This window comes from Pseudomonas mandelii (assembly GCF_900106065.1).
Lineage (GTDB): Bacteria > Pseudomonadota > Gammaproteobacteria > Pseudomonadales > Pseudomonadaceae > Aquipseudomonas > Aquipseudomonas mandelii.
Map to the genome: position 1 here is coordinate 1,448,930 of NZ_LT629796.1, position 17,622 is coordinate 1,466,551.

General features: G+C 61.2%; 17 protein-coding genes. 4 read left to right on the plus strand and 13 right to left on the minus strand.

Annotated features, from left to right (window positions below):
- Positions 1-106: 106 nt before the first annotated feature.
- Positions 107-577: a prepilin peptidase gene (locus BLU63_RS06650; RefSeq protein ID WP_077748982.1), complete on the minus strand. Its 471-nt coding sequence runs from the start codon at positions 575-577 to the stop codon at positions 107-109.
- Between the two features lie 75 nt (positions 578-652).
- Here BLU63_RS06650 and BLU63_RS06655 point away from each other — a divergent pair, with 75 nt between their 5' ends.
- Both BLU63_RS06655 and BLU63_RS06660 read left to right on the plus strand, forming a co-directional pair.
- Positions 653-1,093: a TadE/TadG family type IV pilus assembly protein gene (locus BLU63_RS06655; RefSeq protein ID WP_010463843.1), complete on the plus strand. Its 441-nt coding sequence runs from the start codon at positions 653-655 to the stop codon at positions 1,091-1,093.
- Positions 1,090-3,849: a PAS domain-containing sensor histidine kinase gene (locus BLU63_RS06660; protein ID WP_083375131.1), complete on the plus strand. Its 2,760-nt coding sequence runs from the start codon at positions 1,090-1,092 to the stop codon at positions 3,847-3,849. The genes BLU63_RS06655 and BLU63_RS06660 overlap by 4 nt, the downstream gene beginning before the upstream one ends.
- On the opposite strand, the gene BLU63_RS06665 is transcribed toward BLU63_RS06660, so the two are convergent.
- The 5 genes from BLU63_RS06665 to BLU63_RS06685 all read right to left on the minus strand — a co-directional run bounded on the left by BLU63_RS06665 (position 3,819) and on the right by BLU63_RS06685 (position 8,095).
- Positions 3,819-5,660, minus strand: a complete 1,842-nt coding sequence (locus tag BLU63_RS06665) for a pilus assembly protein TadG-related protein (protein ID WP_083375132.1) — start codon at positions 5,658-5,660, stop codon at positions 3,819-3,821. The two genes, BLU63_RS06660 and BLU63_RS06665, sit on opposite strands and share 31 nt — an antisense overlap.
- A 141-nt stretch (positions 5,661-5,801) precedes the next feature.
- Positions 5,802-6,359: a DUF4136 domain-containing protein gene (locus BLU63_RS06670; protein WP_010463848.1), complete on the minus strand. Its 558-nt coding sequence runs from the start codon at positions 6,357-6,359 to the stop codon at positions 5,802-5,804.
- 54 nt (positions 6,360-6,413) lie between these two features.
- Positions 6,414-7,031, minus strand: coding sequence for a DUF4136 domain-containing protein (locus tag BLU63_RS06675; protein ID WP_010463851.1), 618 nt, complete (start codon positions 7,029-7,031; stop codon positions 6,414-6,416).
- Between the two features lie 12 nt (positions 7,032-7,043).
- Positions 7,044-7,793, minus strand: coding sequence for a methyltransferase domain-containing protein (locus tag BLU63_RS06680; RefSeq protein ID WP_010463853.1), 750 nt, complete (start codon positions 7,791-7,793; stop codon positions 7,044-7,046).
- On the minus strand, positions 7,793-8,095 hold the full coding sequence (locus BLU63_RS06685; protein WP_010463855.1) for a MazG-like family protein: 303 nt from the start codon (positions 8,093-8,095) through the stop codon (positions 7,793-7,795). The genes BLU63_RS06680 and BLU63_RS06685 overlap by 1 nt, the downstream gene beginning before the upstream one ends.
- 235 nt (positions 8,096-8,330) lie before the next feature.
- Between BLU63_RS06685 and BLU63_RS06690 the strand changes: the two genes are divergently transcribed.
- Both BLU63_RS06690 and BLU63_RS06695 read left to right on the plus strand, forming a co-directional pair.
- Positions 8,331-8,624, plus strand: a complete 294-nt coding sequence (locus BLU63_RS06690; protein ID WP_010463857.1) for a hypothetical protein — start codon at positions 8,331-8,333, stop codon at positions 8,622-8,624.
- A gap of 63 nt (positions 8,625-8,687) precedes the next feature.
- Positions 8,688-10,037 carry an MATE family efflux transporter gene (locus BLU63_RS06695; protein ID WP_083375133.1) on the plus strand — a complete coding sequence of 450 codons (1,350 nt, stop codon included), beginning with the start codon at positions 8,688-8,690 and terminating at the stop codon, positions 10,035-10,037.
- Here the strand turns inward: BLU63_RS06695 and BLU63_RS06700 are convergent.
- The 7 genes from BLU63_RS06700 to BLU63_RS06730 all read right to left on the minus strand — a co-directional run bounded on the left by BLU63_RS06700 (position 10,031) and on the right by BLU63_RS06730 (position 17,586).
- On the minus strand, positions 10,031-10,906 hold the full coding sequence (locus tag BLU63_RS06700) for an alpha/beta hydrolase (protein ID WP_077748978.1): 876 nt from the start codon (positions 10,904-10,906) through the stop codon (positions 10,031-10,033). The two genes, BLU63_RS06695 and BLU63_RS06700, sit on opposite strands and share 7 nt — an antisense overlap.
- An 18-nt stretch (positions 10,907-10,924) precedes the next feature.
- Complete coding sequence (locus tag BLU63_RS06705; protein ID WP_083375134.1) at positions 10,925-11,722, minus strand: DUF4123 domain-containing protein; 798 nt, start codon at positions 11,720-11,722, stop codon at positions 10,925-10,927.
- Complete coding sequence (locus BLU63_RS06710; protein WP_083375135.1) at positions 11,719-13,038, minus strand: type VI secretion system Vgr family protein; 1,320 nt, start codon at positions 13,036-13,038, stop codon at positions 11,719-11,721. Before BLU63_RS06710 ends, BLU63_RS06705 begins: the two co-directional genes overlap by 4 nt.
- Positions 13,039-13,270: 232 nt before the next feature.
- Positions 13,271-15,184: an arginine decarboxylase gene (gene speA, locus BLU63_RS06715; RefSeq protein WP_010463866.1), complete on the minus strand. Its 1,914-nt coding sequence runs from the start codon at positions 15,182-15,184 to the stop codon at positions 13,271-13,273.
- Positions 15,185-15,407: 223 nt separating this feature from the next.
- Entirely contained in the window at positions 15,408-15,779 is a 372-nt protein-coding gene (locus BLU63_RS06720; protein WP_010463867.1) for a translation initiation factor Sui1, read from the minus strand.
- Positions 15,780-15,957: 178 nt separating this feature from the next.
- Complete coding sequence (locus BLU63_RS06725; protein WP_010463869.1) at positions 15,958-16,515, minus strand: NUDIX hydrolase; 558 nt, start codon at positions 16,513-16,515, stop codon at positions 15,958-15,960.
- Between the two features lie 3 nt (positions 16,516-16,518).
- Positions 16,519-17,586 carry a DUF2333 family protein gene (locus BLU63_RS06730; protein WP_010463871.1) on the minus strand — a complete coding sequence of 356 codons (1,068 nt, stop codon included), beginning with the start codon at positions 17,584-17,586 and terminating at the stop codon, positions 16,519-16,521.
- Positions 17,587-17,622: the final 36 nt, after the last annotated feature.

The window sequence follows — 17,622 nt, forward strand, 5'->3', positions numbered from 1 at the left end:
TCTACAGCTGACCGTTCCTGTACGAAAGCCACTGGCCGTACGACTATCAATCTGAAAAGTAGACGCACTTTCCGACTATGTACATAGGGGGGATGGAACAACATGACTAGCGAATCCAAAGCAGGGCCAATGAAAAACCCATCAGCACGAACGGCGCAAATGGCTGCTTTTTTGACAGCCCAGGGCCTAAATATCGAAGACGCTCCCTAACCCGTTGACTCATATGAGGCCATACTTTTGGCGCGAGCAGCAGCCAGCACACGCTGGCCAGCGCGGCCCCGACAAAGCTGCCCAGCAGATGCATTCCGTCCGTCGCCAAACCCAAGGCTGTCATTAATTTCACATCCCCGGCGCCCAATCGCCTCAGCGCGTAACCGGGCAACGTGAAGGCCAGTGCCAGAAAAGCAGCCCAGCCGCCCTGCGCCCCTTCTGCCCCCAGCCAAGTGGTGTCGGTCCATAGCAGAAACGCCAACGCCAACACCCCCGCGCCAAGGGTCAACGAGTTGGCAATGTGCTTTTCACGGGCATCCTGCGCTGCGCAAAGCGTCAGCCAGATCAGTAGGACAAAAGTTTGCATTGCGTAAAAAAAGTCCCTTTTGGCTGAATGATTCTATGCTGATATTACGCAGTGACAGTCAGGGTAGACGCAGTCATGAATTCGAGCCTCCCCCGCCAGCAAAAAGGCGCCGTAGCGATTGAGTTCGCTTTGGTGTTCGTGATTTTTTTCGCTGTGTTTTACGCCATTGTCAGTTACAGCCTGCCGCTGTTGCTGATGCAGTCGTTCAACCAGTCGACCGCCGAAGCGGTGCGGCGCAGCGTGGCGGTGGACCCGGGCACGCCCGGTTACGCCGCCAACGTCCAAGCCACAGCCTCAGCCGAACTGACCCGGCAACTGGCGTGGATTCCCGCCGCACTGAACTTCAATGTCGCCACCGATTCGACCATCACCTTCGTCGGCGGCATGCTCAAGGTCAACATCGATTACCCCACCACCAAACTCAACCAGGTGCTGCCGTTTCTGGTGCTGCCGGGCATCGGCGCGGTGCCTAACCTGCCGACGACCCTCTCGGCCAGTTCGAGCCTGCAATTTTGAATTCCGGGGAAAAACTCTTCGGGCGTCTGCTCAATCGCCAATCGCCACCACCTCAGGTTGCGCCGGACACCCTGAGCGTGCCGAGTGTCGGCTTGCAGGTGCACCTGGATGGCGAAGGCCGGGTGCTGCACCTGACCGGCCCATTGCGCCATACGCTCGCCCCGCAACGGCTCTCCACACAGGCACCACCGCTGCTCGATTACCTGATGCCCCACAGCAGCCTGGTCATCGAAGGTATCCCCGCCGACTGGCAAGGCCAAATCCTCGACCTGGACTTTCACAGCGTCAACGGGCACCCACTGCACTTGCGCGGCTGGGTCCTTCCGCTGGCGGACAACTGGCTGTTGCAGTTGCTGGACATCAGCGATGTGTTGGTTGAACGTCGGCAATCGTGCCGCCGCGAACAGAACCAGCTTCTCGCGGCCAGGATCAGCGAACAGTTGCGCCTGTGCAGCCTCACCCGTCTGCCCGATGTGTTGCAGGAGCAGCTTCAGGTATTGGCTCAGCGCTTTCACATTCCGTGCATTGCGGTGGCGCTGCTTGATGAGCAGGAACAGGGCTGGCAAATCCATCAGTATTACGCGGCCTTCGATGCACCGATGCTGTGGCAGAACGGACAGCGCCTGGGTTCCGGGCTCGACAGCCTGAACGGTTCTTTCCCGCAACACCTGACACGTGGCGAGCACCCGCGTTTGCAAGAAACCTTCGGGCATGCCGAAGGACTTGCGGTGCCCTATTACGATGCTCACGGCGTGGCCACCTGGTTACTCTGCGGTTTTTACACCGCGCAGCAGCGGGCGCCCGAATTGAACGATGGCGACTGGTTGCAGCTCACCGCCGCCCTCGCCAGCCCCCTGCTGGAACGCTTGCGCGAGCATCGGCATCATTTGCAGCTGGAGCGCCTGGCGTCGCTGCAAGCGCTACTCGGCACCGGTTGGTGGGAAGTGTTCAGCGACAGCGCCGAAATGCAACTGGCCCCTTCGCTGGCCAGCTCGCTGAACCTGGCGAGCCCCCGCCTGACGCTCGGCGAATGGCTCGATCACGTGCACCCTGCCGACCGCGAAGAACTGCGCAGCCGCCTTCACGCCCTGGAGGACGCCGGCACCCCGTTGCTGCTCTGCGTGCGCTGGCACTGTGAGCAAGCGCCCGTCTGGTATCGGCTGCAAGGCCAGGCCATTGGCATGGGTAAAAACCGCCGACTGGTGGGCTTCATGCTCGACATCAGCGACATCAAAAACCAGGAACAGAACGCCGCCACCGCCCATGCCCGACTGGACAACCTGATCGCCAGCTCGCCGGCCGTGATTTACGTGCAGCGCTATGTTGAAGGCGCGCTCTTGCCGACGTTTTTCAGCGCCAGCCTGCTGCCGTTGCTCAGCCTGACACTCGCCGATTGCACCGCAGGAGCCTTGATAGAAAGGGTGCATCCAGAAGACCGCGAGCACTATTTCGAGCGCACCCGACGGCTGCTGCGTGAAGGCACGGTGCGCGCCCGTTACCGGTTGCGCGACAGCCACGGCGAGTACCACTGGCTGCTTGACGAAGCCAAGGTGTTGCGCGACGACCTCGGCCTGCCGGTGGAAGCTGTCGGCTTGTGGCTGGACGTCACCGAAGCGACCCTCGCCACCGAACAGGTGAAACAGAGTGAAGAGCGCTATCGAATCCTGGTGGAGGACTCCCCGGCGATGATCTGCCGCTATCGCCCGGACCTGACCCTGACCTTCGGCAACCGGCCGTTGGCGACGTATCTGGAATGTCAGCCCGATCAACTGCCCGGCGTGAACCTGGGCCACTGGATGTCGGACGATCAGCGCCAGGCATTCGTGCTGCGACTCAGCCAACTGACGCCGCAAGCCCCGGTCAGTACCGCTGAAATCTATCTGCAACTGCCGGGGCGGGAACACGCCTGGTGGGTCTGGTCGGACCGCGGCGTGTTCGACGCCGAGGGTCGCTTGCTGGAAGTGCAGGCAGTCGGCCGCGACAACACCGAAGTCCGCCGCTCGCAGCAGCAACTCACCCAGAGCGCGAAAATGGCCACCCTCGGCGAAATGGCCACGGGACTCGCTCACGAAATCAATCAGCCGCTGAACGTGATGCGCATGGCCATCGTCAATGTGCTCAAGCGCTTGAACAATGGCGACGTGCAGATCGATTACTTGAAAGACAAGCTCAACCGCATCGATTCACAGGTCCAGCGCGCCGCACGGGTGGTTGATCATATGCGCGTGTTTGGCCGTCGCTCGGACATCGAGCAGCAACCGTTCAACCCGGCCGACGCGATCGAAGGCACGCTGTCGCTGCTCGCCGAAGGCATGCGCGGCAAAGGGGTTGAATTGCGCATCGGCGAGATTGGTTTTGCCGTGCAGGTCCGCGGCTTTATCGACCAGCTGGAGCAAGTGCTGATCAACCTGATGGTCAACGCCCGGGATGCGCTGCTGAGCAAACGCGAAGCCGACCGTGAGTTCAATCCGTGGATTGCGCTATACGCCGAACGGGATGAGCGATGCGTGCGGATATGGGTCGAGGACAACGGTGGCGGGATAGATCCTCGGTTGATGGAGAAGATTTTCGAGCCGTTTTTCACCACTAAACCGGTGGGCATCGGCACCGGGCTGGGGTTGTCGGTGAGTTACGGCATCATCGAGAACATGGAGGGGCGGCTGAGTGTGCGTAACTCGGTGCAGGGTGCGCTGTTTTGCATTGAGTTGCCGGTGGTCCCGGTGGATCAGATCACCAGCGCCGGCCGCCCGGAGTAACAACTGAGGTTGGCACCGACCTGGATTTTCCCGACCTCGATTCCCAGGGTTTTCAAAAGCGTGTCGAGCAGGTTATCCAGCAGCGGACCGAGGATTGATTCAAGTGTCGTCTTCAGCAACAACATCACGCCATTGAGCAGTGTTTTCAATAATTCGAACGTCGCGGCCAACAGGAAGTTAGGCGTGAATGACGGCGCGTGGACGATCAGGTTCACGTCATTGACGGTTTGCGACAATCCGGAAACCGCGTTGGTAGCGGTCAAGGTGTATGGCGGATCCGACGGGGGCAAACCCACTTTCGGCGGGTTGATGAACGTCGAGGTGGCATTGGCCGGCAGCACGGGACTGTAAATTTGCAGCTCAGCGCCACCGCCGGAAAAGGGTACACCCGCCTTGCGGATATCGAGCAGGGTGACCGGCGTGACCGTCAGGGGCACGGACGATGAATCCCAGTCCGCATTGACCCTTCCAACGCGCAATTCAGCCACGGTGGTCGTGGTGTTCACGGTCAGGCTTTTATTGATTTCGCTGGGGCAGGTGTAATCGGTGACGTAACTGTTGCCGCCACCGGCTTCCAGGCTGACGTCCAGGTTGGGGCTGGGCAACACGTACAAGTCGAGCCCGAGCAACCCGGTGACCACGGACAAAGTCCCCGTCACCGCGCCAAGCAGACCGGTGACCAATGACAAATCCAATGTCACCAGCACCCGGACTTGAGCGGTGCGCACATAGATTCGATTGGCGCCCAAGGGCGCCATTTTTGCCAGTGCGGGATTGCCCACCGCCGACCACTGCGGAGGTTCGATGACTTTGATCTTTGCGCTGGCCCCGACTCCAAGCCCCAGCAGATTCACGGGAATGGTGCCTGCCACGGCGCTCTTGCTGTTGCCGAGTTCGATAAAGGCCTGCACCAATTGAAGCGCGTTCACGTTGGCGTTCAGGCCGGCAGACGTGGTGCCTGCCTGCAGTTTCAACAGGTCCCCCAAATGCACTTTGAGCGGGCTGACGACCGCGATGGCCAAGCTGTCGAAACCGGCCTGCACGTCCGCCGTCGCCCCATTGAGTCGCGCCACCGTGGCAGCAGCCTGAAGTAACTGGCCCACGGTGGCATCAGCACCGAGCAGCCCCGTGTAATCGCCTGCCGTGACCTGCAGGTCAATGGCCAACTGGTCCATGTATTTAAGCAAGTTGATGTCGGCGCCCAACAGCCCGTTCCAACTCGCGAGAGGGAGGTTGATGGACGCTCCCGCGAGCGCGGAAAGGAAGCCGTTCAACAAATTGACGTCGACCAGGGTGCTGCGAATGGTCAGTTGGGCGACCGGCGGCCCCGGCAGCCCGACCACCGCAGTGGCGCTGAGGGTGATGGTCGAGTTGGCGGGTGCGCCCCCGAACATTGCGCCGATTCCACCGACGAGACTTTGCGGCACCCCATGGCTGGCGATCACGCGGATGGCTTCGCTTTTGCTCGGGTCAACGCCGAAAACCCGAAGGTTGTTGGCGCCGACGGTCAGCGCACCACAGGCAACGGCCAGTGTGCGATCCGCACCGGGCACGGTGAAATTATTGCGTTGGGCGCTGGCAGTGGCGTAGATGAGCGCGGTTGTACCGACGCCGCAGTCACCGCCACGGGTGGCGGCTTCGAGCGCGGCCATGTCAGCGACGCGCTGCAGGTTGCGCTTTTCCAGGTAGAGCCGACCGCTGTCGATCACCACCAGCAGGAACACCAGCGCCAATGCGAATGTCAGCGCCGCCATCAAGCCTATCGCCCCCCGTTGCCGGGACGGGCCGCAAAATTGCAAGCGTGGAGACATCATGCACTCCTTTGCCGGTGAACCGTCGTGGGGTTACCTCCATGGAAAAACAGTGTAGACAACGCTGGGCAAGGCTGCTGGCAACAAGCCACCCCACAACCGTTTGTGAGAGTGGGCTTGTGTTTCAGGCTGGGTGGATGGTCAGTGCGGTGGATAGTTGGCGAGGATTCGTGCGACGGTTTCGCGTATCGCATTGCTGCGATCAGCGGGGTTCGTCGTGCGGCTGAGCAGTTGCTCATCGCTGCCACGCCACACTAGTTTGCCGTCCTTGCCATCGAGCAAATCGATCTGGATGGTCGCCACCTTGTAACTGACGCTGCGGGTTTCGTTGTACATCGGCGCGCCCCAGTAGCCATTCCATGGATTCCCCCAACCGCCGCCATAGTTGGTGGTCACCTGTTGCTGGCGTTCTTCGACGATCAGGTAAGTCTGGACGTCCAAATTACCCTTGCTGCCAGCGGCGGCCGGGCGCAGGCCACGCTGATCCAGTTGATCGGCCACCGATTGACGAATGCGCTGTTCGGTCAGGTCGCTCTTGATCCGTGGGTCGTCGGGGCGATATTGCAGTGCAGGTTCTTTCCAGCTCCAGGTGCGATAGGCGGCGAAGTCGCGGCTGGCATCGAAGTCATTATTGACCTGGTTGGCGGCGCAGGCACTGAGCAGCGCGGCCACAGCCAGTAAAGCGAAACGACGGATCATGATGGTTCTCCGGTTGAAGACATGAACCTGTGAACGCCCTCTCAACGTGAGAAGTTAACTGGGAGGATACGCCGACATGGCCTTTTCCACAGCCTCACGTATCGCATCGCCACGCTCACTCTGACTGCCCCGACTGCCGGTTTCGGCGCTGGCACTCCACACTGGCTGGCCTGTGCCCGCATCGAACAGATCCACTCGCACCACCACGACCTGTTCCTGATACGTGCGCACGATCGGCACCGTGTTGTACATGCCATAACCGGTGCCGTAGCGGTTGTAGCCGCCATAACCACCGCCGTAATAACCGTAGTCGTCCCGAACCTGGCGCAACCGGGTTTCCAGGTGCAGATCGGCGCTGACAAACAGGTCGGCCGGGCGGGTGTTGTCGTGCAGCGGACGCAGGCCGCGCTGATCGAGGGCGTTGCTGACCGCTTCGGCGACCTGGGCCGAGTCTGCCCAGGCGCTGCCCGGTGGCAGCTGCCCGTTGAGCCAGGCCCAGCTGCGGTAACGCCCATAGTCACGCGGCGGTGCCGGGTAGGCGCTGCGGTCGAAGGTGTTGGCCGCCTGAGGCGGTGCCGGCGGCAAGGGCTTGGAGGTCGCCACATAGGGATTGCTGCCCTGGCAGGCCGCCAACCCGAGACAGATCACCAGTAACCCTGAACGACTTTTCATGTTTCGCTCCGATCAGACCGGCCGACAGATCCAGTGCAAATAGCGCCCAAGCCCGGCAAAGCTCGGGTGACGGCGGTGGGCCAGCTCCATTTCGAGCAAGTCCACGAGTTCGGCGCGGGCCTGGAATTCCACTGGCATGTAGTCGTGGAAAACCCGCACCCCACTCTGGCTTTCGACCTGCCACAGGCCCTCAAGTTGCGCCGCCAGTTCGCGCGGATCGAGAGGTTGCTGCGGGGTCAGGCTCTGCTTCTCGCCGGCCATGTCGTTCTTGCGCATCTTGCGGAAATGGCCTTTGAGCAGGTTGCGGTAGATCAGCGCGTCGCGGTTGTAGAAGGCCAGGGAGAGCCAGCCGTCCTGTTTGGTCAGTTGATGCAGCACCGGCAGGATGGCATGGGGTTCGGCAAGCCATTCCAGCACGGCATGGCACAGCACCAGGTCATAGGGCTCGGTGAGCTGGCCGAGCAATTCCTGCCACGGTGCCTGAATGAACGTGGCGCTCTGCCCGGCGTCGGCGAACCGCTGGCGGGCGCCTTCGAGCATCGGTTCGGCGGGTTCGGCAAGCGTGACGTCATGGCCACGCTGGGCCAGCCACAACGACATGTGGCCCAGGCCCGCGCCGATATCCAACACGCGCAGCGGCCGGTCCGGCAGGGTTTCGGCCAGGTCGGCCTGAAGCACCGCCAGGCGGATCGCACCTTTCGCCCCACCGTAGATTTTTTCGGCAAACCGGGTCGCCAGTTGATCGAAATGACGATCGCTCATCAGCTGAACCTCTTTTCGCTGTCAGCGAGTTTGTTGCGTACCACTTCATTCATGTCCAGCCCCAACTCGCTGCACAGCAGCAATAGATAGAGGACGATGTCACCCACTTCCTGCCCGGCGTGGGCCAGTTTGTCCGCCGGCAACTGGCGCGACTGGTCTTCGGTCAGCCACTGGAAAATCTCCACCAGCTCGGACATTTCCACGCTCGCGGCCATGGCCAGGTTTTTCGGGCTGTGAAATTGCCGCCAGTCGTTGCGGTCACGGATGGCGTGCAGGCGTTCGGTCAGTTCAACAAGGTTCATCGGGCTCTCCTGAAGGCGTATAGCTTCGGGGGGATGACCGGGGATGGCAAGTGGGCAGTTGAATGTGAGAGCGCGGACTTAATCCAGCCCGGATGTTGACTGACAAAACGCCATCGCGAGCAAGCTCGCTCCCACAGGGTCGATGCAACGCTCTATGCTTGTGGGGAACTCGGCACCGTAATCCATGGCCCAAGTCCGGCAAGCACGCCACCACTTACATCAGGACGTTCACGACATGCAGGTAGAAAGTTTCTTCGAATGGCTCGGCCAGGCACTCGGTTCGGTCATCCGGTTTATCGTTGATGGCCTCAGCGGCTTGTTCAACCTGCTGAGCCATGCCGGCAGCAATTTTGTCGAAGGCTTGTCCCGGGCACTGGGCATGGACACATCGATCATCAGCATCATTGCGCTGATCCTGGGGCTGATGCTGTTGTGGTCGGCGATCCGGGCGTTCATGAATGCGTCGATCATCATGGGGATTATCTGGTTGGTGTTGGGCCTTTGGCTGCTGAGCTGGATCATCCACTGACACCGCCGCTCCCACATTAGTACGACACCTCCCGCTACAATGCCCGCTCCTCAAGGAGCCTGCATGTCCAACCTGATTGCCGACTGGCGCGACCGCCCTACCCATCGTCGGGTCTGGGCGCTGGCTGCGCCGATGATTCTTTCGAACATTTCCGTTCCGCTGGTGGCACTGGTCGACAGTACCGTCATCGGCCACCTGCCCCACGCCCATCAGTTGGGCGCCGTCGCGGTCGGGGCCAGCCTGTATACCTTTCTGGCCTGGGGCATGGGCTTTCTGCGCATGGGCACTACCGGTTTTGCCGCCCAGGCCGCCGGGCGCGGGGATGGCGCGGCGTTGCGGCAGATTTTGTTGCAGGGCTTGTTGCTGGCGATGGGGCTGGCGATTGTCTTGGGCGCATTGGGCGTTCCGTTGAGCGGCGTCGCGCTGCACTTCATGCAACCCTCCGCCGAGCTTGACCAACTCACCCGCGAATTTTTCCATACAAGGCTATTCGGCCTGCCGGCGGCGCTGGCCAGTTATGCGCTGGTCGGCTGGTTCCTGGGCACCCAGAACGCCCGGGCCCCGCTGGCGATTCTACTGAGCACCAACCTGGTGAACATCGCGCTGAACCTGTGGTTCGTGCTCGGACTGGACTGGGGCGTGGTCGGTGCAGCCCGGGCGTCGGTGATCGCCGAATGGACCGGGGCCCTGATCGGCCTGTTCATGACCCGCAAAGCCCTGCGCGCTTATCCCGGCCACATCGCCTGGGCCGCGCTGGCGCTGTGGCAGAGCTGGCGGCCACTGCTGGCCGTCAACCGCGACATTTTCATCCGCAGCCTGGCGTTGCAATCGGTGTTTTTCCTGATCACCGTGCAGGGCGCACGGCTCGGTGATGCCACCGTCGCCGCCAACGCCCTGCTGCTCAACGGCTTGCTGCTGACGGCCCACGCGCTGGACGGTCTGGCCCATGCCGTGGAAGCCCTGTGCGGGCATGCCATCGGCGCGCGCGATCGAGAGGCGCTGCGTCGCTCATTGGTGGTCGCCTGCGGCTGGTCGTTGCTGGCGAGCCTGGGTTTTGCCGTGCTGTTCGCCTTCGCCGGGCATTTGTTCATCGAGATGCAGACCGACATCCAGAGCGTGCGCGACACCGCGTTTATCTACCTGCCCTACCTCGCCGCGCTGCCGCTGATTGCCGTGTGGAGTTACCTGCTCGACGGACTGTTCATCGGCGCCACGCGGGCCCGGGAAATGCGCAACGGCATGCTGCTGACGGTCGTTCTGCTGCTGCCGTTCGCCTGGGCACTGCAAGGTTTTGGCAACCATGGGCTGTGGATAACGTTCCTGTTGTTCATGTTGCTGCGCAGCCTGACCCTCGGTGCTTTCGCCTGGTACTTGCGCAAGAACGACGGCTGGTTCGCGGGCAAGGTTTACTGAGTCGGCGTGGCTCTGATGAAGGCGCTGACCTCATCCAGCACCGGCGCCAAACCCCGCATGGGCCGAGACAGTGTCGCCACCAGCGTGGCGTGGCCGGTGCGGGCGAAATAGAAGTCCTGAACCGGCACTCCGGCCTGGCGCAGCTTGCGCGCCAGGCCGCCAGTGTTACGCGTCGGGTTGACCAGATCGTCGTCGCGCGAAGCCATCAACAACGCCGGCGGCGCGCCTCGACTGACGTGATTGATCGGTTGCGACTGCGGCGGAGAATCCGGCCAGAAAAACACGGGCCGCACGTCCGGATTCTGGATGGGCAGAAAATCATAAGGCCCGGCCAGACCGATCCAGCCGCGCAGATCGTGCGGCGACATCCCCACGGCCCCCAGCAAACCGGGGTCCAACGCCAGCATCGCGACGTTATAGGCCCCGGAGCTGTGGCCCATCAGGTACAACCGTTGCGGGTCACCGGAAAACCTGTGGATGTGATCGTGAGTCCAGGCCACGGCTTTAGCGCCATCCTCCAGGAACAAGGGATAGCGTACCTGTGGATACAGTCGATAGTCCGCCAGCACCGCAACCACTCCGCGCGACGCCAGCGCCTCGCCGACAAAAGAGTAATCACTGCGTGAACCGCTGTTCCAGCTGCCGCCGTAGAAAAACACCACCACCGGGGCATTCTCCAGAGGGTGACGAGGCACATACACATCGAGTTTCTGCCGCGGATCATCGCCATAGGCAATCCCTTCGGTCTTGTCGAACGTGCTGTCGGGGGTCAGCGCATTGAGCATTTTCAGCGGTGAACACGCCGTTATCACGGTCAGCAAACAAATGCCCATGGTCAGGCCGAACAGCCAGCGGGTTGTGCTCGCCATCAATGTCGAACCTCGTGTTCAGGGTTGATCGTTCTGCCATAGATTGCGCAAGCTATCGAGACGTTCCTGCTGAGTGATACCCGGTAGCGGCTGCACGGGTGAAGCGTCGGGATACTGCAAACGTAGCCATAACCAGCCATCGAGCACCGGGCGTTCGCTGAAACCCAGCGCCAGCCCTTCCTGCACGAGGGCCCACAGACTGTTGTAGTCGGTCCCGGTGGACCGGCTCCAATGCCAGACGTGCTGTTCCAGCAGGCAGGTTTGCAAGGTGTCACGCTGCCGGGGCGTGAGGTTTTCTTCGATGGCCAACGGGCTGACGGCAAGCCCGGGATTGAACAACTGCTGCCAGCCCTGACTGCCGATTGCCCGGTCGGCCCAGGTTCCGCCGAACCAGCGCAACTGACTGATCGGCCCCAGCCAGCGACTCAATTCCAGGGCATCGCAGGCATCAAAAAAGTAACTGGCGGTGTGGGGGTTGTAGTAACTCAACAAAGCACGGTGATGCAGGCCAAAAGTGACGGTCAGCATGCGACGCAAATGCTCGAGCAACTGCGACGGCGAAACCTCACTGACCAATAACAAACCGCTCCAGAGGTGCGGTTCGCGCAGGCACAGCTCGGCCAGCGCCGGGCATCCCTTGAGGTCGACCAACACCGGACCGTGCTCGCGTAACGGCTGCAACTCGGTGCTATCGAACAGCCAGAACCGTCGGGCCTGCGCAAACTGCTGGATCAGCCTCGCGCCGGCGCGGGGCTGCCCCGGTACGTCGAGCAACAGCCATTGTGCGGTTGAGTCCGGCGCCTGAGCGACGATCATGCCGCACCGCTCTGGCCAAGCCTTGTCGCGGCCCGGCAGGTGCAAAAGGCTTGCGCGCAATGGCTGAAACTACCCCCGCCAGGCAACAGACACAGCAGCACGATCGGTTCGCTGGATTGCAACAAACGCAGCAATCCGACACTGGCAGTGTCGGCATCTGTTGTCGTGGTGGGTGGAAGTTCGGACAAGCCTGACGCGTGGGTGAAAGAGGGGCCGGGAAGATACCCGGTGATTAACGGTTGATCCGGATCGCCTTCGATAAAGCTCACCAGTACCTGCGCGCCTTCTCTCAACGGCTTGGCATGCGCGCCGCCCAACTCCGGCGCCAATGGCAGCCAACAGTGGCTGGGCGCAGCGCCTTCGCCCTGATAGACCCAGTCAAATTGCACGGCAACGGGCCTGGTTGAATCGGGTTGCGGCTCATCGACATCGACCACCCACGCCCGCTGCAGACTGTGCATCCTGGGGTTCATGACCGAATGAGGCGCCGCAAGCGGTACCGCCCCGACAACGCGGATCTTGTTGCCGTAGGCAAACCCCGGTGTCTGCCCACCCTGATGCTCGACCTGGATCAGCAGCCAGCGACGGTTCCAGTCCGTACACGGATGGCCGGACAGCAGAACCCGCTGGCCGCTGCGCAACGTGGTCAAATTCGTCTGACCTTCGCCCGCCTGCGTGTTGCCGTGAACCTTGAAGCGGCGCACCCCAGGCTGTTCGGGGTCGGGTGCAAAAACCATCTCGGCGCCCTGCTGAAAGGGCCCCTGCTTATCACCAACTACCAGACAGTGCCCGCGCGGGTGATGCTCGAAGTGGTAATGGAGCCGCTCCTGGGCACACAGGCGCTGGAGAAACTGCAGATCCGATTCCCGGTACTGCGTACAGAAATCACGCGGCGGGTAATCGCCGCTCAAATCAAAGCGCCGATTCTTACCGGTAATGCCATGCTCCTTGAGCACCTGGGCGAGGATTTCGGGCACTGAACGGCTGCTGAAGATGCGCTGGCTGAAACGCTGGGCCAGGCAAGCCAGTTTCGGCTTCAGGCGCACACGGCAAAGCCTGGGCGCAGCACCATGACCCGTCTGGACGAGCTCATGCAACTGCCCGTGAAAACCGGTCCCCGGCGGCCCGAAATGCAAAAAGGCTGGACGGTACAGCAGGCTTGCCAGGTCCAGTGTCGGGTCTTCGATCAGCAGATCCACGTCAAACACAAAGGGTTCGCTGATCGCTTCACTGCCGGTAAAGGCCAAGACCTCAACGGGGTCGGGCAGACCCTCTACATCCAGACGAAATGACGGCTCGTTGACTGGATCGAACATCGGCGATTCTCTACAGGAGGGGCGGCCGGGGATTCTCTCCGAGAGAGTTGGCCGAGTAGAGAGCCGAAGTACAACTTAGGAAATGACCTACGCGAAAAAAGGACCACGTCGCTTGGATAGCGAGGATGTGAGCCATTTCGCTTGAATTCAGGGAGGCGTCCCACCAGGTCATCTGAAATTTCCGCAGCGCGCGGAACATTTTCCGACAACCTGATGAGACCAGTGCCTTACCTCAAGAAGACAGGTAAGACGAACGGGTCAGGCCCAGGCGCAGAGCGTCGAGGAACTGGGTGCGCTCGGCGGCAGTGATGCGCGCACTTGCGCACTTGTCGCGGTAGTGGGTCATCAGTTCTTCCGGCGACAAGTGCACGTAACGCAGCATGTCTTCGATGGTGTCGTGGGTTTCGATACCCGCGTGATACACGCTACCGTCGGCGTTCTGGTAGATGTTCACCGAGTCGGTGTCACCGAACAGGTTGTGCATGTCGCCGAGAATTTCCTGGTAGGCGCCGACCAGGAAAATACCCAGCAGGTAGTCCTCGCCTTCGTTCAAACCGTGGACTGGCAGACTGGTTTCGATGCTCTGCTCGTCGACGTATTGCTTGATCTTGCCGTCGGAGTCACAGGTCAGATCCTGCAGCACGGCGCGGCGCAGCGGCTCTTCGTCGAGACGGTGCAGCGGCAGAATCGGCAGGACCTGGCCGATGGCCCAGGTGTCCGGCAGGCTCTGGAAGACCGAGAAGTTGCAGATGTACTTGTCGGCCAGCTTGTCGTTGAGTTCATCGAGCACCTGACGGTGCGAACGCTGACGCGCCTTCAACGAGTTGTGCAGGCGACGGCACACGGCGAAGTAGCATTGCTCGGCCAGGGCTTTCTCGGCCAGGGTCAGCTTGCCATCGGCGTACTGGGTGGCCACATCGCTCATGTAGTGCGTGGCGCGCCAGTAGGTTTCGGTGACCATCTCGATGTCGGTCGGGCCCAACAGGTCAACCAGCCACTGCACGGTCTCCGGCAGCTCTTCCTTGTTGTCGATCTTCGGCACGTCGTCGTTGTGCTTCTCGACGTCGGTCACTTGCACCACCAGCATGGCGTGGTGAGCGGTCAGCGAGCGGCCGCTTTCGGAGAAGATGTTCGGGTGCGGCAGGCTCTGCGCATCGCAGAACTCCTTGAGCATCCCGACCACGACACCGGCGTAATCGTCCATGTCGTAGTTGATCGAACTGGCGTTGCGCGAGTGCGTGCCGTCGTAGTCGACGCCCAGACCGCCACCGACGTCGATGTGGTCAACCGGCAAGCCGAGGTTACGCAGTTCGCCGTAGTAACGAATCGCTTCCTTGAAGCCGTGCTGGTAGTCCGCCAGGTTGGCGATCTGCGAGCCCATGTGGAAGTGCAACAGGCGAATGCCTTGATCCAGGCCAGCCGCGCGGAAACGCTCGACCACCGACAACAGCTGCGCCGCCGACAGACCGAACTTGGACTTCTCACCGCCGGTGTCCGCCCACTTGCTTGAGGCCAGGGACGACAGACGCACGCGCAGGCCGACTTGAGGCTTGACCTTCAGCGAGGCGGCTTCTTCGATCACCAGGCCGACTTCGGATTCTTTCTCGATCACGATGAACACGTTGTGGCCCAGCTTCTGGCCCATCAGCGCCAGTCGGATGAACTCGCGGTCCTTGTAACCGTTGCAAACGATGGTGCCGCCCTTTGGCGCCAGGGCCAATACGGCCAGCAGCTCAGGCTTGGAGCCGGCTTCCAGGCCGATGGACACATCCTGGGTGGCGATGATGTTTTCGATCACCGCTTCCTGCTGGTTCACCTTGATCGGGTACAGCGCGGTGTACTTGCTCTGGTATTCCAGGCGCTCGATGTTGGCGTCGAACGCGCCGGTCAGCTGACGCACGCGGTCTTGCAGAATGTCAGGGAAACGCACCAGCAGCGGCAAGGACAGGCCGCTTTTGCGCAGCTGGTCGACTTGCTCGAAGAGGTCGATAGGCGAACTGGTCGGACCGTTCGGACGAACTTCGACGCGACCGGCGTCATTGATCGCGAAATACCCGGCCCCCCAATGGCGAATCCCGTAAACACTGCGGCTGTCCGCAACTGTCCATTGGCTGCCATCGTCTTTGCGTGTGCGTCGTACGGACATTGAAGTCCCCTATAAAGAAGTCATAGAGCGTCGCCTGGGTTCAGGCCGGCGCAGTCTAAAGAATGAAAATGACGATTAGCCTGCATGCAAGGGCCATAGACCTCACATTCAGCGCTGAGTTTAGAAACCGGTCAGAACAGGCTCTGTGAAAACCATGTAGACGACGCCAGGCCAGAGTTGAATCAGGACTGGATCAAGCCGAGGGTGGTTTTCACAGAGGCTGCTAGCCGCCGGACTTCTTCGCTTTGAAACCCAGCTTGATCAGTTCAGCCAAGAGTAGCTCGACATGATCGCCCTGGATTTCGATGATTCCGTCTTTCAACGCACCCCCGGTGCCACAGCGTTTCTTCAACGTGGTGGCCAGGTCCTTGAGCGCTTCTTCCGCCAACGGCACGCCGGTGATGGTGGTCACCGTCTTGCCGCCACGCCCCTTGCTTTCGCGACGCACGCGAGCGATGCCGTCGCCAGCCGGGATAACGGTCTGTTTGCAGATGCAGGCGTCCACCGGTTTACTGCAATCCGGGCAATGACGACCTGCGTCGGTGGAAAATACCAGGCCACCAAGGGCGGCGAAGGATGCGGCTTTTTTGGCCACCGGCAATCCTCTTGGGAGGACAAAGACTGGTCGCGGCAACTTGGGAAGCTGCCATCGACCGCGAAGCCCCACTCAGGCAGGGGCAGCGCTACTGGGCCAGACAACGCTGGCTCAGTTTGAAAAGGTCGCGCAGTGTAACGGCAAAAAGCCGACTTGCTAAGAGCCAATCGGCGCCAATTTACTGCTCTTTTGCGACGCCCTTCCCAAGGGCGCACAGATAACGCTTCAACGCGGCCAGGGAGTCCGGGCAATAAGGCTTTTGCTGGATTTCCAGCATGACCTGCTCGATGGGGATGAAACGCGCTTCAAGCACCTCTTCCGGTTGCAGGATCAACGGGCCGTCCCACACCGCCGAAAACGCCGAACACCAGAGACGATTGCCGGTGTCCTCGAAGAAGAAGTGATCATGGGCGGTCAATTCCACACCGCTCACGCCCAACTCTTCTTCCAGCTCACGGGCAGCCGATTCGACGTACGTCTCGGTGGCGAGCACCATGCCGCCCGCCGCCACATCCCAGTAACCGGGGTAAATGGCTTTGCTCAGGGTTCGACGGTGAACGCACAGTTCACCGACCGAGTTGAACAGCATGATGTAGGTGCCACGCCCGATCAGCCCCCGCTCGCGCAGGTCGGAACGGACCAGGGCGCCGAGCAGGTTGTCCTGTTCGTCGACCCAGGCGATGTGTTCGGCATCCGAGGCCGCGCGATGGGCAGCCTCTTTGGCGTTATCGACCATGACTCAGCCCTGATTGAGCAATTGACGCAGATCGATCACTGCCGCGTTGGCACGGGAGATGTAGTTGGCCATGACCAGCGAATGGTTGGCCAGCACACCGAAGCCGCTGCCGTTGAGGATCATCGGGCTCCAGACCGGCTCTTGCGAGGCTTCCAGCTCACGAATGATCTGACGCACGCTGACCGTGGCGTTCTTCTTGGCCAGCACATCGGCGAAATCGACTTCGATGGCGCGCAGCAAATGGGACAGCGCCCAAGCCTGGCCGCGGGCTTCATAGAACACGTTATCGATCTGCATCCACGGGGTTTCGACGATTTCTTCATCGACCTGTGGCACCTGACCCGGCGCCAGGACTTCGGTTTTCAGCGCGGTGTTGAGCTTGACTCGGCCCACGCTGGCCGACAGCCGTTGCGACAGCGAACCCAGACGGGTGCCGACATCGCCCAGCCAGTTGTTCAGGTTGTCGGCGCGGGCATAGAACAGCGCACTTTTCTGACTCGGATCGGACAGGCGTGCCTGGTAACGGCTCAGGGAATTGATGCCTTCCTGATATTCGGACTCACTGGAGGGCAGCACCCAGCTCTTGTTGTCGAAGTTGAAACGCGGCTCGGCCTTGGCCAGGTCAGCGTCTTCGGTGGACTGCGACTGGGAACGGGCGAAGTCCTTACGCATTGCACGACTCAGGTCGCGAACCTGGACCAGCACGCCATATTCCCAGCTCGGCGTATTGTCCATCCACAGACCCGGCGGGAAACGGTCGTTGGAAATATAGCCACCTGGCTTGCTCAGCAATGTACCAGCGACAGTCTTGAGGGTTTCCACCGTGGTGTACCCGACCACCATTTGCTTGCCTTCTTTCTCGGCCGCCACTTGCGCATTCTGTTGAACCGGGAACAGTGCCGGCTCCTGGCTCCAATACCAGCCCAGCCCGATCGTCACCAGCAGGTAAAGGCCAATCAGCGTCGCCAGCGCCCGGCTGAACAACAGGCCGCCGACGTAACTGCGGGTGGCCGATTTCGGTTCAGCGGCACGTTCAGGCGCGCTGCCCGCGCGATTCTTCCAGTCCAGCATGGCGATATCCTTTCAATCACTTGAGTTCATCGGTTC